19 protein-coding genes are annotated in these 16,112 nt (G+C 64.4%); 18 read left to right on the top strand and 1 reads right to left on the bottom strand.

What is annotated here, in order from left to right:
• Nucleotides 1-67: 67 nt before the first annotated feature.
• From J7E45_RS17845 to J7E45_RS17830, 4 genes are all read left to right on the top strand, one after another.
• Nucleotides 68-781 carry a hypothetical protein gene (locus tag J7E45_RS17845; RefSeq protein ID WP_215071152.1) on the top strand — a complete coding sequence of 238 codons (714 nt, stop codon included), beginning with the start codon at nucleotides 68-70 and terminating at the stop codon, nucleotides 779-781.
• Nucleotides 771-1,079 (top strand): winged helix-turn-helix domain-containing protein, encoded by a 309-nt coding sequence (locus tag J7E45_RS17840; RefSeq protein ID WP_215071150.1) that lies wholly within the window; start codon nucleotides 771-773, stop codon nucleotides 1,077-1,079. The genes J7E45_RS17845 and J7E45_RS17840 overlap by 11 nt, the downstream gene beginning before the upstream one ends.
• Nucleotides 1,080-1,550: 471 nt before the next feature.
• Complete coding sequence (locus tag J7E45_RS17835; protein ID WP_251054633.1) at nucleotides 1,551-1,802, top strand: toxin HicA; 252 nt, start codon at nucleotides 1,551-1,553, stop codon at nucleotides 1,800-1,802.
• The gene (locus J7E45_RS17830) at nucleotides 1,799-2,137 is read left to right on the top strand and encodes a toxin-antitoxin system HicB family antitoxin (RefSeq protein WP_308162190.1); all 339 of its coding nucleotides are present in this window, start codon (nucleotides 1,799-1,801) and stop codon (nucleotides 2,135-2,137) included. Before J7E45_RS17835 ends, J7E45_RS17830 begins: the two co-directional genes overlap by 4 nt.
• A 28-nt stretch (nucleotides 2,138-2,165) precedes the next feature.
• On the opposite strand, the gene J7E45_RS17825 is transcribed toward J7E45_RS17830, so the two are convergent.
• Entirely contained in the window at nucleotides 2,166-2,495 is a 330-nt protein-coding gene (locus tag J7E45_RS17825) for a helix-turn-helix transcriptional regulator (RefSeq protein ID WP_215071148.1), read from the bottom strand.
• Between the two features lie 182 nt (nucleotides 2,496-2,677).
• On the opposite strand from J7E45_RS17825, the gene J7E45_RS17820 reads away from it, so the two are divergent.
• The 14 genes from J7E45_RS17820 to J7E45_RS17755 all read left to right on the top strand — a co-directional run bounded on the left by J7E45_RS17820 (nucleotide 2,678) and on the right by J7E45_RS17755 (nucleotide 15,703).
• Complete coding sequence (locus tag J7E45_RS17820; protein WP_215071146.1) at nucleotides 2,678-4,597, top strand: ATP-binding protein; 1,920 nt, start codon at nucleotides 2,678-2,680, stop codon at nucleotides 4,595-4,597.
• Entirely contained in the window at nucleotides 4,594-4,914 is a 321-nt protein-coding gene (locus J7E45_RS17815; protein ID WP_215071144.1) for a hypothetical protein, read from the top strand. The genes J7E45_RS17820 and J7E45_RS17815 overlap by 4 nt, the downstream gene beginning before the upstream one ends.
• Before the next feature lie 36 nt (nucleotides 4,915-4,950).
• On the top strand, nucleotides 4,951-6,165 hold the full coding sequence (locus J7E45_RS17810) for a hypothetical protein (RefSeq protein ID WP_215071142.1): 1,215 nt from the start codon (nucleotides 4,951-4,953) through the stop codon (nucleotides 6,163-6,165).
• A 42-nt stretch (nucleotides 6,166-6,207) separates the two neighbouring features.
• Nucleotides 6,208-6,522: a hypothetical protein gene (locus J7E45_RS17805; protein WP_251054632.1), complete on the top strand. Its 315-nt coding sequence runs from the start codon at nucleotides 6,208-6,210 to the stop codon at nucleotides 6,520-6,522.
• Between the two features lie 250 nt (nucleotides 6,523-6,772).
• Entirely contained in the window at nucleotides 6,773-7,462 is a 690-nt protein-coding gene (locus tag J7E45_RS17800) for a hypothetical protein (protein ID WP_215071140.1), read from the top strand.
• Nucleotides 7,462-8,868, top strand: coding sequence for a hypothetical protein (locus J7E45_RS17795; RefSeq protein ID WP_215071138.1), 1,407 nt, complete (start codon nucleotides 7,462-7,464; stop codon nucleotides 8,866-8,868). Before J7E45_RS17800 ends, J7E45_RS17795 begins: the two co-directional genes overlap by 1 nt.
• The gene (locus J7E45_RS17790; RefSeq protein WP_215071136.1) at nucleotides 8,865-10,517 is read left to right on the top strand and encodes a hypothetical protein; all 1,653 of its coding nucleotides are present in this window, start codon (nucleotides 8,865-8,867) and stop codon (nucleotides 10,515-10,517) included. The genes J7E45_RS17795 and J7E45_RS17790 overlap by 4 nt, the downstream gene beginning before the upstream one ends.
• The gene (locus tag J7E45_RS17785) at nucleotides 10,514-11,962 is read left to right on the top strand and encodes an ATP/GTP-binding protein (protein ID WP_215071134.1); all 1,449 of its coding nucleotides are present in this window, start codon (nucleotides 10,514-10,516) and stop codon (nucleotides 11,960-11,962) included. The genes J7E45_RS17790 and J7E45_RS17785 overlap by 4 nt, the downstream gene beginning before the upstream one ends.
• A gap of 2 nt (nucleotides 11,963-11,964) precedes the next feature.
• Nucleotides 11,965-13,023, top strand: coding sequence for a M15 family metallopeptidase (locus tag J7E45_RS17780; protein WP_215071133.1), 1,059 nt, complete (start codon nucleotides 11,965-11,967; stop codon nucleotides 13,021-13,023).
• Nucleotides 13,024-13,204: 181 nt separating this feature from the next.
• Nucleotides 13,205-13,546, top strand: coding sequence for a hypothetical protein (locus tag J7E45_RS17775; RefSeq protein ID WP_215071131.1), 342 nt, complete (start codon nucleotides 13,205-13,207; stop codon nucleotides 13,544-13,546).
• An 11-nt stretch (nucleotides 13,547-13,557) separates the two neighbouring features.
• A complete protein-coding gene (locus J7E45_RS17770; RefSeq protein ID WP_215071128.1) occupies nucleotides 13,558-13,839 on the top strand; it encodes a hypothetical protein in 282 nt (93 codons plus the stop codon).
• 58 nt (nucleotides 13,840-13,897) lie between these two features.
• Nucleotides 13,898-14,485: a ParA family protein gene (locus J7E45_RS17765; protein WP_215071125.1), complete on the top strand. Its 588-nt coding sequence runs from the start codon at nucleotides 13,898-13,900 to the stop codon at nucleotides 14,483-14,485.
• Nucleotide 14,486: 1 nt separating this feature from the next.
• Nucleotides 14,487-14,735, top strand: a complete 249-nt coding sequence (locus J7E45_RS17760; RefSeq protein WP_215071124.1) for a hypothetical protein — start codon at nucleotides 14,487-14,489, stop codon at nucleotides 14,733-14,735.
• Nucleotides 14,732-15,703: a replication protein RepA gene (locus J7E45_RS17755; RefSeq protein WP_215071122.1), complete on the top strand. Its 972-nt coding sequence runs from the start codon at nucleotides 14,732-14,734 to the stop codon at nucleotides 15,701-15,703. The genes J7E45_RS17760 and J7E45_RS17755 overlap by 4 nt, the downstream gene beginning before the upstream one ends.
• Nucleotides 15,704-16,112: the final 409 nt, after the last annotated feature.

The following is a 16,112-nucleotide window of genomic DNA, read 5'->3' as shown; positions in this document are numbered from 1 at the left end:
CAGGGTGGGAGATACAGAAACAAAAGATGGAGAGAGATAGAGAGATGAAGTTGGGAGGGGGTTGGCGGTGCAGGTGACGGAGCGTGATGAGCAGATGCTGGAGTGGCTGCGGGCGGTGCGTATGGCTGAGATGTCGTCGCTGAGGTGGGTGTTGGGTGGCTTCAGTGGAGCTGGTGAACCGGTCTCGTTGAGGAAGGCTCAGCAGTGGGTGGCGCGGTGTCGTGAGGCTGGGTTGGTCGATGATGCGCGGCCGTCGTATCAATCGAGTTCGGTGGTGTGGGCGACGTTCCGAATGGTGGACGACAAGCTCAGGAAGATGCCGGCACCGGACTTGCTTCGACAGACTGTCCGTCACGATCTCGCCGTGGCGTCGGTCGCCGCGAGGTATGTGTGCGCCGGCTGGACTTGGAGCAACGATTATGGCTCTGACAAGCAACGTCATCACGCGGACGGGGTGGCAGTTCGCGGCGACGTCCGCGAACTGGTCGAGGTCGAATTGACCGTGAAGACGCTCAACCGATACTCGAAGATCTTCACGTCTCACGATGAGCGGATGCGGTTCGACGGAGTGACGTCGGTCATGTATCTCACCAACGAGCGAGTTAAACCAGCGATCGATGAGCGGATCGAACGGCGCGTGTTCGTGGACGACAGGCCCAGGTTCACCGTCCTGCCCGTCATCGACGTTTGGGGGCGCGTACAGGACGACCGTTGGCCCTACGACACACCGCGTTTCACACCGGTGGGTCGAGTGAGCGAGGATCAATCGCATGCCGGCTGATCCCACTTCCTACGACGCCGCTGTCAGCCTCGTGCGCAGCCACACGCATCTGACCCTCGTGCAGTACCTCCGCGAGAACCCAGGAGCCTACGTCTCCGACATTCTCGACGGCACCGACATTCCGCGAGGAACGCTTGGCCGCGCGCTTCGAGAACTTGTCGAGCTCAACATCCTCACCATCGACGTCCAGCCCGAGAAACGCGGCACCGGACGCAACTACCGCTACACGGTGAACACGACACACGTCCGTGATCTTCTGAGCGTTCTCAGAACCGAACTGCTCGGCTCACCGAACTAGGTTCGCCACGATCCCAATCCCCATGGCTTCCCTTTGCCCCCGATAGCTGCCGACTACATCGGAGAGCACCCGGTCCAGGGGGAGCGCAGCGATCTCCCGCAGGGACGCACAGCGCCCTTGACCGGGTGTGGTCCGGTGTGATCCTCCCGACAGCGGGGGCTCAGGACTTCTTCGCTGATGACGACGGGGGACACTTCCAGCACCTCACGACCGCGCGCCCGGATCGATACGGAGAACGCAGGAAACGTCCGCGGATCGCGCACACCAGGATCACGAAGGCGGTTCTGATCGAGACAATTTGATTTGAGCCACGGGGATTCCCAGCCCTCCCGGAGACCCAGCGGCCCCGGCGCGAACGCTCCAGAGGTCTATCGAAGGCGGTTCTTTCACGGAGCGCAGCGGAGGGAAAGGAACGGCAACCCTCTGCCGACCATGCTTCCAAAGTAGTGTCATTGTTGATACTATTTAGGTATGGCAAGAGTGGAGCGACTGGTAGAGCAGATGCGGGCCAATCCGGCTGGCGTTCGCTACGCGGACCTGGCTAAGGTGTGCGATCACTACTTCGGCGATCCCCGTCAGCAGGGCAGTTCCCACCGGGTTTACCGGATGCCCTGGCAGGGCGACCCGCGAGTCAATATCCAAGACGACCACGGCAAAGCCAAGCCCTATCAGGTGAGACAAGTCCTCGCCGCGATCCAGAAGCTGGAAGGAGAATCATCATGATGCAGCAGCACAACGCCGACCACTACACCTACCGGGTGCGGTGGTCGAATGAAGACCACGCCTACGTGGGCACCGTCGCAGAGCTTGCGTCCCTGTCCTGGATCGCAGACACCCAGGCCGAGGCCTTCGCCGGCATTCGCGCGCTCGTAGATGACGTGCTTGCCGACATGGCAGAAACGGGCGAGCCCGCGCCCGACGCGATCGCAGATCGGTCTTACTCGGGAAAATTCGTCATTCGCGTCACTCCCGAAGCGCATCGGCAACTCGCCCTCGACGCCGCCGAACAGCACGTATCCCTCAACCGCCTCGCCACAAGCCGCCTCATCGGTGCCTAACGCGAACGCCTCAGAGGTGAGCTAGCGCTCAGCGCAGCCCGAGCAGCTTCCCGAGTTCCAGGTAGTCCTCAGCGAGCCGTTCAGCGTTCGCTTCGTACCGGGTGTGCCGTCCGCGGCGGTCGGCGTAGGGGACCGAGGGGTCTGGGTCCGGGTTGAGGACTCCCGCAGCTGTCAGTGATGAGACGTGCTGCTTGACGGTGCTGTGTGTGAGTCCGGTGCCCTTTGTGATCTCGCTGACGAGACTCTTCGGGTGAGCGCTGATGAAGCTCAGGACCGCGAGGCGGGCGGCGTTCGCCCCGAGAACGTTAATCGCGCGCTCCGCTTCCGGGGAGAGAGAGGGCACTGCGTACACGGGCATAACTGATCATTCTTCCAAAGTCCTCTCATCGACACCGGGTAGATAACTTAGTAGACTACCGCGTAACGGTGTTGAGCCTGTCCCCCAAATGGGGGACAAATTCGGCGCTGTCGGGGGTTTCCCGCAAAATGAGCCATGCCGCCGATCTCTTGGACGGCGTACGAAAAGCATCGGGGGGTGCCATGACAACCACGGCAGATGACGCAAATCAGACCGGAGACGCGTCTGACGGCATGCTGGAAATGCTGGTCAAGGCCGCGCTCTGGCTCGTACTCGTGCTCGTGTGCGCGCCGCTGGTCATCCCGTTCATCGTGCGGGGGGCGACAGCGATGTGGGCACCGACGAAGCGGTGGTACTGGGCTACGTACCGGTGGTGGTGGATCGCCGTCACAGGCGGCATTGTCGCCGTCGTGGCGATGCTCGCCGTTGAAGCGTGGCTGGTGCTCCAGTGGGCAGACGCGGGCGGGTATGCCGCGCTCACGCAGCGGGATGATCGGTTCGCTGCGGCCTGGGCGGCGATCTGGCCGTGGCTGATCGTGAACACGGCCGCGGGCGTGCTGCTCGTGCCGGCTGTCTGGTCGGCGCGGCGGCGGAAGGTCGCCGAGCAGGTGCGTAAGCGCACGATCTCTGACGTGGTGCGTCAGGAGAAGATCGAGGCCGCACGTCATCAGGCGAAGGACTTGGACAGTGCCCGCCGGATCGGCGTAAAAGTCGATGCCGTCACGAAGACCATCACGGGGAGCACCGGGAAAGGCATCACCGCCCCGCACCCTCTAGGGAATGGTGAATATGCCCTTGGCGTGATCAACCGCGACACGATTCAGAGCATGGCGCAGCTGATGGCCGATCGATCGCGCGTGCCCGATTGGGTAACAGGGGATAACCGATATCTCATACTTCCTACGAAGGCCGGCGCAACCCGTCTGCTGCTCTTCTCGGAATCGGGCACCGGTAAAACCGTGCTCCTGATGAACATCATCGCGGCCGCGGTCAAGTCCGGCGTGAAGGTGGTTTTCATCGACGCGAAGGGCGTCCCGAGCGATGCGCGGGCGCTTGCCGCACTCGTGGCTCAGCTGGGGCGCACGGCTGTGATCAGCGGCAAAGGCGAAGCCGCGGCCACGCGGTGGAACCTCTTCCACGGCAGTGCCGCCGACGTGACAGCGAAGCTGATGCGGCTGCAGCCGCCTCCGGCCGGCGCGAACGAGCACTACCTCCAGGAGATCGAGGCCGTGCTGACCGCCCTCCAGCACGCGGAACCGGTGCGCGGCGTCCAAGACCTCCAGGAGCGCGCAGAGCGCATCGACTCCCGCGACCGGTACGACCACCGCATGCTCGCCAAGGTCGTCAACGAAAAGTCCGGCGAGACGGCCGCCGAACGCGCCGTGGGGTCAGTCGTGAAGTCACTGCGCCGATTCGAGGGATGGATCGATGAGGACGGGTGGACATTCGATGACCCCGAGGCAGACGTCACAATCTGCCCTCTGATCCCGGTCGATCCGACACAGGCCGCCTTGGGCGACCTGCTGCTACTCGAGCTACGGTCTTACATCGCACGGCGACTGGAGCGCGAGGACTACTCCCCCGTGCTCGTCATCGTGGATGAGTTCCCGTCACTGGTCACACCGGGCAACGACCCGGCCGACGTCGCTGCGCCCCTGTTTGAAACGCTGCGCAGCGCCGGTGGAGGGCTGATTCTGGCGGGACAGAACGTCGAAGGGTTCTCCCCGGAACCGGCCATGCGCGCCCGCGTCCTGAACTCGGGTGCTGCGATCGCGTTCGGCCGACAGAAAAGCCCCAAAGAACTGGTTGACCTGGCCGGCACGGAACTGCGCATGGAAGCGTCCGGCGCAGCGACCGGCGAGGAACTGAAATCCGGGCGTGCACAGCACACCTACCGGATTAAGCCGCAGGACGTCCGCGAGGCATCCGCCGCACAGTTCTGGATCGTGCAGGGCGGCTCCCACGCCGCGTTCCGCGCGCTCCCCAACGCCAGCGCCGACGCCACAGCGACCCCCGAAGGTAAGCCGGTCGAGGATCAGGCTGCCGAAGAAATCGAAGAAGCCAACACCGAGATCACCGCGGAAGCAGGGAACGAATCATGAAGTGGATCGACGGCACCGACTGGAACGACATCAAACCGGAGTTTCCCGCGCCCATACTGGGCGGCCTCGTTGAGGTCGCGGGCTCACTGCTGGCGGCGGCTGTGATGTTCGTCGCCACGCTGGCCGCCCTGTTCATTCTCATTAAACGCGAAGGCGAGAAGAGCGGTCCCGTACTGTCCTACGCCGCAGCTGTGCTGCTGAGCGTTCTCGTCTCGGCCGTGCGCGCGGACTGGTCGACTCTCGTCTACGTCGTGCTGATCCTGCCGGCGTTCTTCGGTTTCCGGTGGCTGTTCCGCCGAATGACCAGCCGCTACTAACTACCCCAGCCCATGACCCAAATCAGGAGGAACACCATGACCGATAACCACTTTGCCGGCGCAGATCGCGCCGCCGGCTACGGCATTGAGGGTGATGAGCCCGTGGTGCTGTCGGTGCCAGCATTCTCAACCCCAGCGAGTGAGGACGGCTTAGCCACCCTTGATCGTGATGCACCGATCTTCCGTGATCCCACAATTTCCGTCGCCCCGCCCGCGGAGCCGTCAGTGGCGGTCATGGGGCAGGTTGGCGGCGGGAGGACGGCCGGCAAAAACGCGCAAGCGGAGGACGTGCCTGCGGCTTCGCCGGCCGATGTGTTGGCCGGGCTCACCCGTGCAAGCCGCCGTGCGAGCGCGCCGCCGGTCGCGACGACTGGGTTTCGCGGCTTCCTCGCTCGGATCGGTTTCAAGCCCGAACCATCCGTGGCCGAGAAGGCCACTCTGGAGGCGGCCGCAGCGGTGGCACGGGATGAGGAAACTATCCGTCAGGCGACGTACACGCGCCCCGTGGGCGTGCTCGTCGCGAACCGGAAAGGCAACGCCGGTAAGACCACGATCTCGCTCGGCCTGGGCGGCACGCTCGCTGCTTGCCGAGGCGGCGGCGTGGCCATTGTCGAGGTTGCGGAAGACCCCGGCACGCTCACGCTGCGTGCCGAAGGAAACCCGCGCCGGGGGATTGGCCACCTGGTGGCCGACCACGCCGACGTGCACAGCGCCGGCCACCTTGACGGGTACACCGCCCCGCAGACGTCCTACGCCCGCGTGATTGGCTCCACCGGTCCTCGCCCCGCTCTTACGGCGGAGGCCGTCACTGACGTGGTGCGCGTCGTTGACGAGTACTTCGCCATGCGGGTCATGGACTCGGGCAATCAGTACACGTCCCCCGTGTTCCAAGCAGCTGTCGCGGCCGCCGACGTTCTCGTGATCCCCACGTTGAACGCTACGGACACCGCTACCCAGGCGCTCGCGCTACTCGATGAACTCCGTTCACAGGGTGGGCATGCCGCCGAACTCGCAGATCGCGCCATCGTGCTCGTCCTCACCGATGGTCGAAGGGAAACCCCCGAAGTGACCGAGGCCGTCACCCAGGCACTCGCTCAGGCGCGAGTGGGCGAAATCCTCACGATCCCGTTCGACGGACATCTCGCCGAGCGGGGGCAGATCACGCTCTCGCAGATTCACCCGAACACCTACCGGGCCTTTGTGGCCGCAGGCGCAGCCGTCATCCGTGCGCTCGACTCCGTAACGAACTAAGCCATATCGCATACCGCATATCACCTATACGAGAGGAACATCATGACAATCACTGAGGTCATCGTCCACGCGGCGATCGACAACCCCCTGGACGGGGTGCTCCCCGATTTCAGCATCTTCGGCGTGCAGTTCACCGCATTGTGGCAGAAGGTTCTTGCTGGCATCTGGGGTCTCGCGCTCGTGTTCAGCGTCGGCTACCTCATCTGGGGCATCGTCCAGATGGGCAAGAGCGACGACGGCAACCCCAACGCTTACAAGCAGGGTCGCAAGGCGGCCATGGCTGCCGGCATCGCGCTCGCGTGCCTCGCCGGCCTTACCGTCATCGTCGGCGCGATCCTCTTTATCGTCGGCGGCTGACGATGCCAACTCTCGCGTACCCGGCCGACACGTCCTGGGTGCTCCCCATGGCCCTAATCGTCGGTGCAGTAGCCATCGTGATCTTCGGCATCGTGCGCACGCTCCTGTGGCGTTCACGACGGGCCCAGAAGCTCGCGCGGGACAACACCCGGGGACGTGCGGGGCGCGCGAGGTACGAACGCCACGAGGCATCGAAAGCCCGAGTCAGATTCGCCCCGAGCGACGACAGCACCACGACCGGAGATCAATCATGATGAGCACCGTTACCCCAAGGCCACCACTGCCGCGCTGGGTCTGGATCACAGTCGCGGCCGTGGTCGCGGCCGCCGTAGTCGTCGGTGTCGTCGTGTGGGCGCAGCGCCCCACGGACGACACCGCCACACCACCGGCGACCGCCGAACCATCTGCAACGCCGGGCGCATCCGACGAGCTGGTGACCGGATGCCTCGCCGAAGGGCAGGGCATAGACATGCTGCTAGCCACTCAAAAGGCGGCACCGCACAGCGAAGTGGGAGCCGTCGAATTTGCGACCGCAGCTACTCGCTGGTTGAAGCGCTGGCCCTGGCCCTCCGCTGATGAGTACCAAACGTCGATTGAGCAGAGCTGGGATAGCGACCACGCCTTTGCTCAGGGCGAGTACGACGCGCTCGTCGCCGGTCCCAACGCATCCGGGGGGATTGTGGCGGAGGGGACTCCGTTCCGCCTGACCGCAGCTGTAGGTCGTTGGTATGTGGATTCATACGACGGGGACACCGCACAGGTGTCTGTGGGGCTCTCCTACGTGATCGGGGAGGCCGTCAGTCCTCTTTACCGGTCGGCAGGTACCTACAACCTCGACTGGACCGAAGACGGCTGGAAAATCACCAGTATCGAGCCCAAGCACACTGTGCAGGACCTCTTCGACGATGGTCTGGGTTCTCCCTATGCGGGAGGTTGCTAATGGCTACCGACTGCGATCCGACGAATCCCTTTGAGGCTGCCGGATGCATCATCGATGACATTGGCAACACCATCGAGGGTGTGGGATCTGTGGTTTCGTTCGCGCAGGATCCGTTCGCGGCGACGCTGAAGTATATGAAAGACGGGGCGACGTCCCTGACGACTGATGTGCTGCCGTTTCTGACGACGGCGATTCAGCCCGACCTTTCGGCAGGGTTCTTTCTCCGTGCCTACGCGGTGTCGTTCGCGGCCGCGATTTTCGTCATGGTGCTGATCATGATCAGCCTGATGGTGAGAACCGCGAAGGGCCAAATGGCCGGCCGCGATCTCGTTCAATCGCTTGCCCAGTACGCGCCCATGTTCTTGATCGGAACGATGTTCGGCCCGCTGGCGGGCATCATCCTCGTGAAGCTCTTTCACGCGCTCACAGACTCCGTGATCACGTGGGCGATGGGCTCAGTGCAAAACATCATCGACGGGCTGGTCGCCCTCATCGCGAAGATCGACCCGGCCGCAACGCCGGGCGGTGTCATCCTCGCGATCTTCCTGATGTTCATGCTGCTTCTCGGGCTGCTGTTCATCCTTGTGATCCTGCTGTGCCAGCTGGTCACTCTCTACTTCGCCGGCGTCATCATTCCGCTATTCCTGGTGTTCATCATCGACCCTGAGCGCCGATCCCTCGGCCTGGGCATGGCCGGCCTCTGGGTGGGGATTCTCGCCTCGCACCCGCTGCTGTTCTTTTTGCTCGGCTTCGCGTTTTCGATCATGGGTGACGTGATGGTCACCGCGGGCGAGAAGGACGGCATGCAAACCCTCGTAACGTTCGTCGTTGCGCTGATTGCGATCTACATGGCCGCGGCCTCGCCGCTGCTCATGATGAAATTCGCGCCGCTGGTGCAGTCCGCTTTCACCCCGTCACTTGGGGGCGGTGGTGGGGGCAACAACAGCAACACGATCGGGCATACCAATGTCACGGACGCCACGAACGAGTACGGCAACGGCGGCCGCGAGTACGCCCCGACGTCCCAGGGCGGTTCGGGAGGCGGGGGCGGCTCGTCTAGCTCGAGTACGGCGACGACCACGGACAAGACGCTTTCTGAGGCTGCGGCCACGAATGAATCCGTGCCAGACAGCGCGGAGAAGGCCCCTGTGGGCGTGAATAGCGCCGCTGCGGGCGCTCAGGCCGGTGCGGCCGCGGAAGGCGCTGAGACCGGCGCTACCGGGCTTGCTGAGGCGGGGGCGGCTGAATCGTCTACCGGTGTCGGCGCAGCGGTCGGTGTGCCGACGCTGATCGCGGCCGCGGGCGTAGCTGCCGCGGACGCGACGAAGCGCGGTGCAGATGGGGCGGTCACTCAGGCGACCGCCCCGATGGATGGGGATTCCACGCTCGGAGGGAGCAACCTATGAGTGATTCAGCTGTTGTCATTCCGCCTGTGCGGGGGTATTTGGGTGGCGAGGACGGCCACCGGTCGTTCTTCGGCGGCACTATTTCGAAGCAACGCCTCTGGTCGGTCGGCCTATCCATCGGCCTTGGTTTGCTGCTCACCCTGCTGTTTCAGTGGGTGGGGTTGCTCATCATGCTGGTGTCTACAGTCGCCTCGTTCATCCTCACGACGAAGACGCACCGTGGGTCGATCGTGGAGCGACGTCGTAAGCGTCGCCGCTGGAAAGCGCGCGTGCAGACCGGCACCGACACGTACCAGCCGTACACGGTGGCCGCGTGGGACCAGGCCGAGGAAGCGGCCCGACAGGCGAAGGGCCGGCGTGCCCGTTGGCAGGCTGCTCGGCAGCTGGCGGCCATCCGGTTGATGCCTGATGGAGCGGACGGCATGGGTTGGTTGCAGAAGGGACGCCGGCAGCCGGGTATCGCGTGGCATTCCCCAAACGGGGAGGCCCCGTACCTGTCTGTCGCGTTCTCAGTTTCGGGGATGCTGCGAGGGATCGAGTCGCCCGACAAGCTCAACGGCGGCACCATCGCGTTCAGCAAGTTCCTCGCGGAGCTCGCCGGTCCCGAGTCCCTTGCTCGGAACGTGCAGACCGTGACACGGATCGTGCCCTCTGACACGGCCCTGTACGAGTTCTGGGCCCGGAACCATGTGGACGGGGCGATCCCGGAGGAAGCGAAAGCCTCCTACCGGGAGGTGCTGCGGCTCACGAGTGAGCACGCGATGGTGCAGCGGCATTTTGTTGTGGTGTCGTGGCCGATTACCGCACAGTTCATCAACGCCGCTGAGAAGTACGGGAACGCTCGTGACGGCTGGCGCAGTCTCATGGACGCTGAGATCGCGCAAACGGTGAAGAAGCTCACGGGCGCACGTCTGGGCGCTGTGGATGCGCTCACCGCCCGCCAGGTCGCTGCGGTCCTCACCCACTTGCAGAACCCTGGACACCCGATCGAGTACGTGGCCGGCGTCGATCCGACGTCGTTCGGCGTTCCGTCGCACGACGAGTTCTCAGCGACCGTCACGGAGGGCACCGGCCCAAACGGGGAGCCGGTGCAGTGGTGGCACCGGACAGCAAAGATCAGCGCCGGCGGGCTGTCCACAGGGGCGCGTACGCCCCTGTGGCTGCTCCCGGTCCTCGTGGGCACCCATCTGCAAATGATCCGCACACTGTCGTTTCACCACCACCTTGTGCTCGGCGTGGAGGCCAAAGCCGCGGCGACAAAAGACCTGGTGCGCGACGAGGCTCGGAAGATATCCGACGCAGAGGCCGGCCACCTCGCCGATGACACCACGCAGGTGGCCGCGAACGCCGCGGCGCAGCGCCTGGCGGACTTCCGCCCTGGCAACGGCCACGAAGGTGACTACTGGATCGGGTACCTGACGATCAGCGAAACCAGCCGGGACCGGCTGGCCCAGGCGTGCCGTCTCGTGCAGTCGATCTGTCACAGCAAGGCCGGGATCGAGCGAATCGAATGGCTCGACTCGTACCAGTCCGCGGCCGCGGGAACGACGTGGCCGATCGGTCGCGGCATCCGCTCGATTCGCGCCTCTACCAGCGCCAAGGTCTACCGCCGTCTCGCCGGCCGTTCACAGAAGGACGAACTGACATGAGCACCACCCCTGAGACTCCCCGCAAGCGCGGTCTGAGTACCCTCCCCGGTCTGCGGCGGTTCGCACCGCCCACACCGATCACGGCTGACGTGATCGACGCCGAGGGCGACGAGTTCTTGCCGTGGGCGGCCCCCGGATCGCGGTTGCGTGTGAACGACCGTGCAGCTGCGGCCGGCTTCTACGCACCGTCCGAGGCTGGAGCCCCGTCCTCTACCCGGCAGGCGGCAGTGCTCAACACGGCGTTGATCGCGCAGCCGACCGGGACAGATGGGCTCGTGATCGGCCGTGACGGCCTCTCACAGACCGCCGCCGCGCACGACCCATCGACGGCGTACAACGCGAAACCGCGGCGCATCACGTCCCCGAACGTTGTGTGCATGGGCGACGTCGGCGGCGGGAAAAGCTCGAACACGAAGTGCAACTACGTTGCCCGGCCTCTCACGCTCATCAACCGGCGTGTGGTGGTCTTCGACAAGAAGGAAGAAAACGGTGAGGGCGAGTACTCGCCCATGGCCCGCGCGTACAACTCGGAGCCGATCCGGTTCGCCCCAGACGGCAGCGGGAGCCGAATCAACCCCCTGGATAAGAACATCATCCGCGGGACAGGTGCGCGCGGTCAGGCCCGAATCATCCGGAACATCGTGCAGCTCGCCGACGACAACAAGCCGGTAGACAAGTGGGGTCGCGAAGCGATCCGCATCGCGCTGCGCCGCACGTTCGCCCAGTTCGAAGACCGGCGCCGCACCGCCACGCTTGCCGACGTTCTCCCGCACCTGGGCGATCTCGCCGACACAGACGGCATGGGATTGTCCCCCTCTGCCCGTGACCGGCTCCACCAGGCCGGTAAGAGCGTGTTGTTCACCCTCCACGATCTCCTCGACGAGTACGGCGGCATGTTCGACGGAGAAACCTCCCGGGACGTGGACCTCGCCGCCAAACTGACAAGCTTCGACATCAGCGGCCTCAACGAGGATTCCGCCGCCGTGCCCGTGGTCATGTCGATCGGCTACCAGTGGCTGCTAGGACGCCTGAAAAGCGAGACAGGCACGTTCACGAACGTGATCTACGAAGAAGGCTGGCATATGGTCGCCGGCCCGTCCGTGCGCCTTCTGCAGTCGTCCCAGAAGCTCTCCCGCGCACTCGGCATCTCGAACGTGTTCGTGATGCACAAGGGCACCGATATTCCGGTCGATTCGGTGGGTATGGCCATGCTCCAAGAGGCGCAGACCATCCACGTCTACCGGCAGTCACACGCGAAAGACGCGCAGTGGTGCCAGAAGTATTTCAGCTTCGCCCCGGAGACCGCGGAGGCGATCATGAACCTGGAGCAGGGCGAACAGATTTTCAAGTACGCATCGAATCCCGAAATTCGGTTGCGTCATCTGCGCTCTGAGTGGGAGGTCGGGCTCACGAACACCGACACCGGCATGAGCGCGGGGAACTAGTCATGCGGGCGCTGCGTCGTTCTCTTATCGCGGCCGTCGCCTTCCTGGCGGCAGCGGTGCTCCTGATCGTCATTGGCGTCATGGGAGCCGTCAGCGGCGGAGGCTGCGGTGGCGAAGTCGATCCCGTCACCGCGGCAGCCCACGAACCCATCGCCGGGTACAAGGGCGACCAGCTGGCCAATGCCGCCTCGATCATGACGGCCGCCACGAAACTGAATCTGGACGCCCGCGCCCAGACGATCGGCGTCATGACAGCGATGGGTGAATCCTCACTGCGGAACATCACCTACGGCGATCACGAAACCTCGGGCGTGACCAACCCTGACGGCTCCCCCACGACGTCGATTGGTCTTTTCCAGCAGCAGGACTCGTGGGGCACTGTCGCCGAACGGATGGACCCGGCGACGTCCGCACGGTTGTTCTTCGACCGGCTCATGAAGCTGACCGGGTGGGAGAACCTGACGCCCTCCGCAGCCGCCCACGGCGTGCAGATCAACGCCGACCCCAACCACTACACCAAGTGGTACGACGCCGCCGCAGAAGTCGTCAACACGCTCACGACGGCCGCCATGATCGACGCCACGATGAACTGTGCAGCGGCCGGCGACTACCCGCCGGCAACCGGGAACCCTCCCGGCGAATGGGGCGGCTACGACAACGGTCAGATTCCCGTCAAGACGCTCCAGCAGATCCCGTGGGCTCCCCGGTACGCTCTGCGCGCCGACGCTACCGCCGCCCTCGCGGCGATGAACGGCGCTTTCCGCAGCCAGTTCGGCTATGACCTGCCTATCAACGACGGGTACCGGGATTACGCCGGCCAGGTCGAGGCGAAGGCCAAGTACGGCGACGATGCCGCAGAGCCCGGAACCTCGAACCACGGCTGGGCGCTCGCGATCGACATCGGCGACCGCAGCCACTGGGCGATCGGCTTCTCACACCCGATCTACCTGTGGCTCAAAGCCAACGCCGGCCGCTACGGCTGGGCACACCCCGACTGGGCAGAACCAGGCGGCGTCGGACCCGACGAAGCCTGGCACTGGGAGTACTACGGCCTCTTATGACGCCTCCAGCCGACATTCGCACGTCCGTTCCCGCCGATCACGCGATGATCTCGAAAAACGTTGATTTTCCGCGGAAGTCGAACAGCTGCCGCCGCGGCGTCGACCAGGTCGAGCGGCTGCGCGATCGCCACGGCACATTCGCACAAAACACCGATCCCCTCCCCGCGACAAAGGACCCCCGATGATCCCCAACCCTGAGCCCTCTTTCCCGGTAGAGCTTCTGCCTAATGAGGTTGTCGCCGGCTTCGAGACCGCGATGACTGTCGCCGGCGCAATCGCCGTGATGGCCGCGATGATCCTGGCCGGCCTCCTCATGCACGCCTACTACGCCGAGACCTACAGCGGTCGCGGGCACGCGCTCCGCGGCTTCGTTCTGGCGCTGGGGCTTGTCATCTTCTTCTCGTTGTTCGTCTCTATGGCGCTCAACAACTGGGGGTACTTCATCGTGGCTTTGCTCGCGCCGTTCGTCGCGTTCGGTGCCCGCTGGGGCGTCGTGAGCTTCCTTAACCGGCGCGGGTACTAAGGGCGGCACGGATGAGTGCAACTGATGACGATGCGATCACCAGGGCTCAGACGGTCCATGAGCGCCTCGCGCGGCTCCGAGCGCACCAGACAGCGGAGAGGAACCGCATCTACGCTTTGGTGATCCAGGAGCTTCTGGCAGACGGGTACTCGCTCCGAGAGGCGCAACGGTCTCTCGGGCTCTCCAAGACCTTCATTCACAAAGCCGCACAGCAGGACACGGAGTGCCCCGACGAGTGCGGGGAGTTCACCGCAGTTGACGAGGCCATGGCTCAGTACGTTCTCGAATACTGAGCGCGACACGCCGACGCCACATCTTCGGTTCATAGGGAATATTCACTATTCTATTTACATGATCATCTCTGTTGTGAATCTGAAAGGCGGCGTGGGCAAGACCACGACCGCGGCTTGTATCGCCGTCGCGCTATCAGCTGTCGGCACCGTCCGCGGCATCGATAGTGACCCTCAGTCCGAAGGATCGTTGACCGGGTGGGCGCGCGCTGCGGGACCGGGTTTCCCTGACACCGTGACGGCCGTGGGCGGCAGGCTCACGCCGGCTATGTCGGACGGAGTGGACTGGGCTGTTTTTGACGCTCCGCCCAGCGATCCCATGACCCTCTCGCGTGCCATCGATGCGGCCGATGTCGTCTTCATTCCTACGACACCGAGTCACGCAGACCTTTCGCGCACCTTCGAAGTTGCCGACCTCCTGAGCAACCAGGGAATCACCGCAAACGTTCTGCTTACGGCTGCGCAGGCGGGAACGATCGCGACCCGTCAGGCGATCGGCACCCTGACCGCTGACCTGCCAGATGGAATCACGTTCTACGAGCACGTGGTTCCGTTCCGGCAGCACTTCCTCACCATGTACGGCACGATCCCCAAGCCGAACCAGCTTCACCCGTACGACCTCATCGTCCGCGAAATTCAGGAGTCCTGACATGGCAATCTCACGCAACGCCGGCACACCGACAACAGGCCGCCCCAACACGGACCTCTCGGAAGCTTTTGACCCCGCCGTGCCGAAGTCCGACAGCCGCGAATACACCCGCAAGGTAGGCATCCTGTTCACCCCGGAGCAGTACGCCGCGATCGAACAAGCGGTGCTCGACCGCGGCTGGCCCCGACACGGCGGCCCCTCGCGACTCGTCCGTGAAGTCGTCGCCAAAGAACTCGGCTTCCGACCATGACCGACACAGAAGCCAGCGCGCCCGCGCTTCCTCGCGATCTTGTGAGGGCACTCGATCACCTGGGGTCGCTGGAGCGTGGAGAACTCGAAGAGCGCTACGGCGTCGCGCCCTCGTTGTTCGCACAGTTCGGGCTCTTCCCCCTCACCGCCCCCGATGAGGCCGCACCGATGTGGACGCGCCGCAACCCGTTCGGGGCGGTGTCGATCACGCGCGGCGTCGCCGTAGACGACGAGGGCAACCCCACGCTGACGCGCTACCCGTCCGGCGGACTCCCCCGGCTCTTCCTGGTCGATCTCGCGACCGAGGTTCTCGCGTCCGATCGAAGGGGCGATGCGCAGCCGCAAGTCATCGACCTCGGCCGCACCCTCAACCGCTACACGCGCGAGCGCCTGGGACTCCGATCAGGCAGCCGGAACCGCGCCGTGCTCAACCAGGTGACCGCGACCGCCCGCGCGACGATCACGCTCACGACGACCGGCACGGACGCGCGCACAGGACGCCGCAAGGCGATCGCCTGGGATGCTCCGAAGGTCGCCGACGCCTACGAGCTATGGCTGCCGGAACAGGACGCGCTCGAGGGGTTCGAACCATCCATCACCCTCTCGCCGGCCTTCGTCGCGCTGGTGCTCGAAGGGCCGCGGGTGCCAGTGCGTCGTGATCTCCTGGCGCAGCTGGCCGGCAAGCCGATGGCGTTCGATGTGCTGCTCTGGCTCGGCAACATCACGTACTGGCTCCACCGTGCCGGCAAGCCCGATGCGTTCTTCGAGTGGGACTACCTGTACGCCACCTTCACTCACGAGTACTCGACGGAGAACAATTTCAAGATCAAGTGGAAGGCAGCGCTCACGGAGGTCATGCGCTACTACCCCGAAGGTCGAGTGGAGATCGCGAAGGGCACCCGACGTGAGAAGGGCGGCATCCGTGTGATGCGGTCTCCGCTGCTCATCGAGCCTCGCAAAGGTGACTGATCTCGATACCGTTTGGAAGCGCCCCGGCCCTGTGGATAACTCCGCTAGCCGGGGCGCTTCGTTTCCATTCGGTATCGCAATCCACTTCCATTCGGTATCGCAATATCGCGGCCGATCCCGCCCCCTCGCTGGGGTCTCGCTTGCACCTAACCTTTTCTCTTAACTCTTAACCGGTGGCGTACCAGCGCAACCTTCAGACGCGCGCGTGAAGAGTCGCGCTTGGGGTTGCCGTTCCTTTCCCTCCGCTGCGCTCCGTGAAAGAACCGCCCTCAGCTGCACGGGCGCTCGGAGAGCATCTAGCGCATGGATGGAGGTTCTGAGAGACTGCGTAGGTAGTACGTGTGGGTATTCGTTGATCGCGAATACCCTGTTCGTCCTGGAGGGGCGAGTTTCTGTATCTCCCACCCTG

The sequence above is a fragment of the Microbacterium sp. ISL-59 genome (assembly GCF_018613945.1).
Classification (GTDB): Bacteria; Actinomycetota; Actinomycetes; order Actinomycetales; family Microbacteriaceae; genus Microbacterium; species Microbacterium oxydans_B.
The sequence above is the reverse complement of the archived record's forward strand: the minus strand, read 5'-3'. Positions and strand labels throughout refer to the sequence as shown.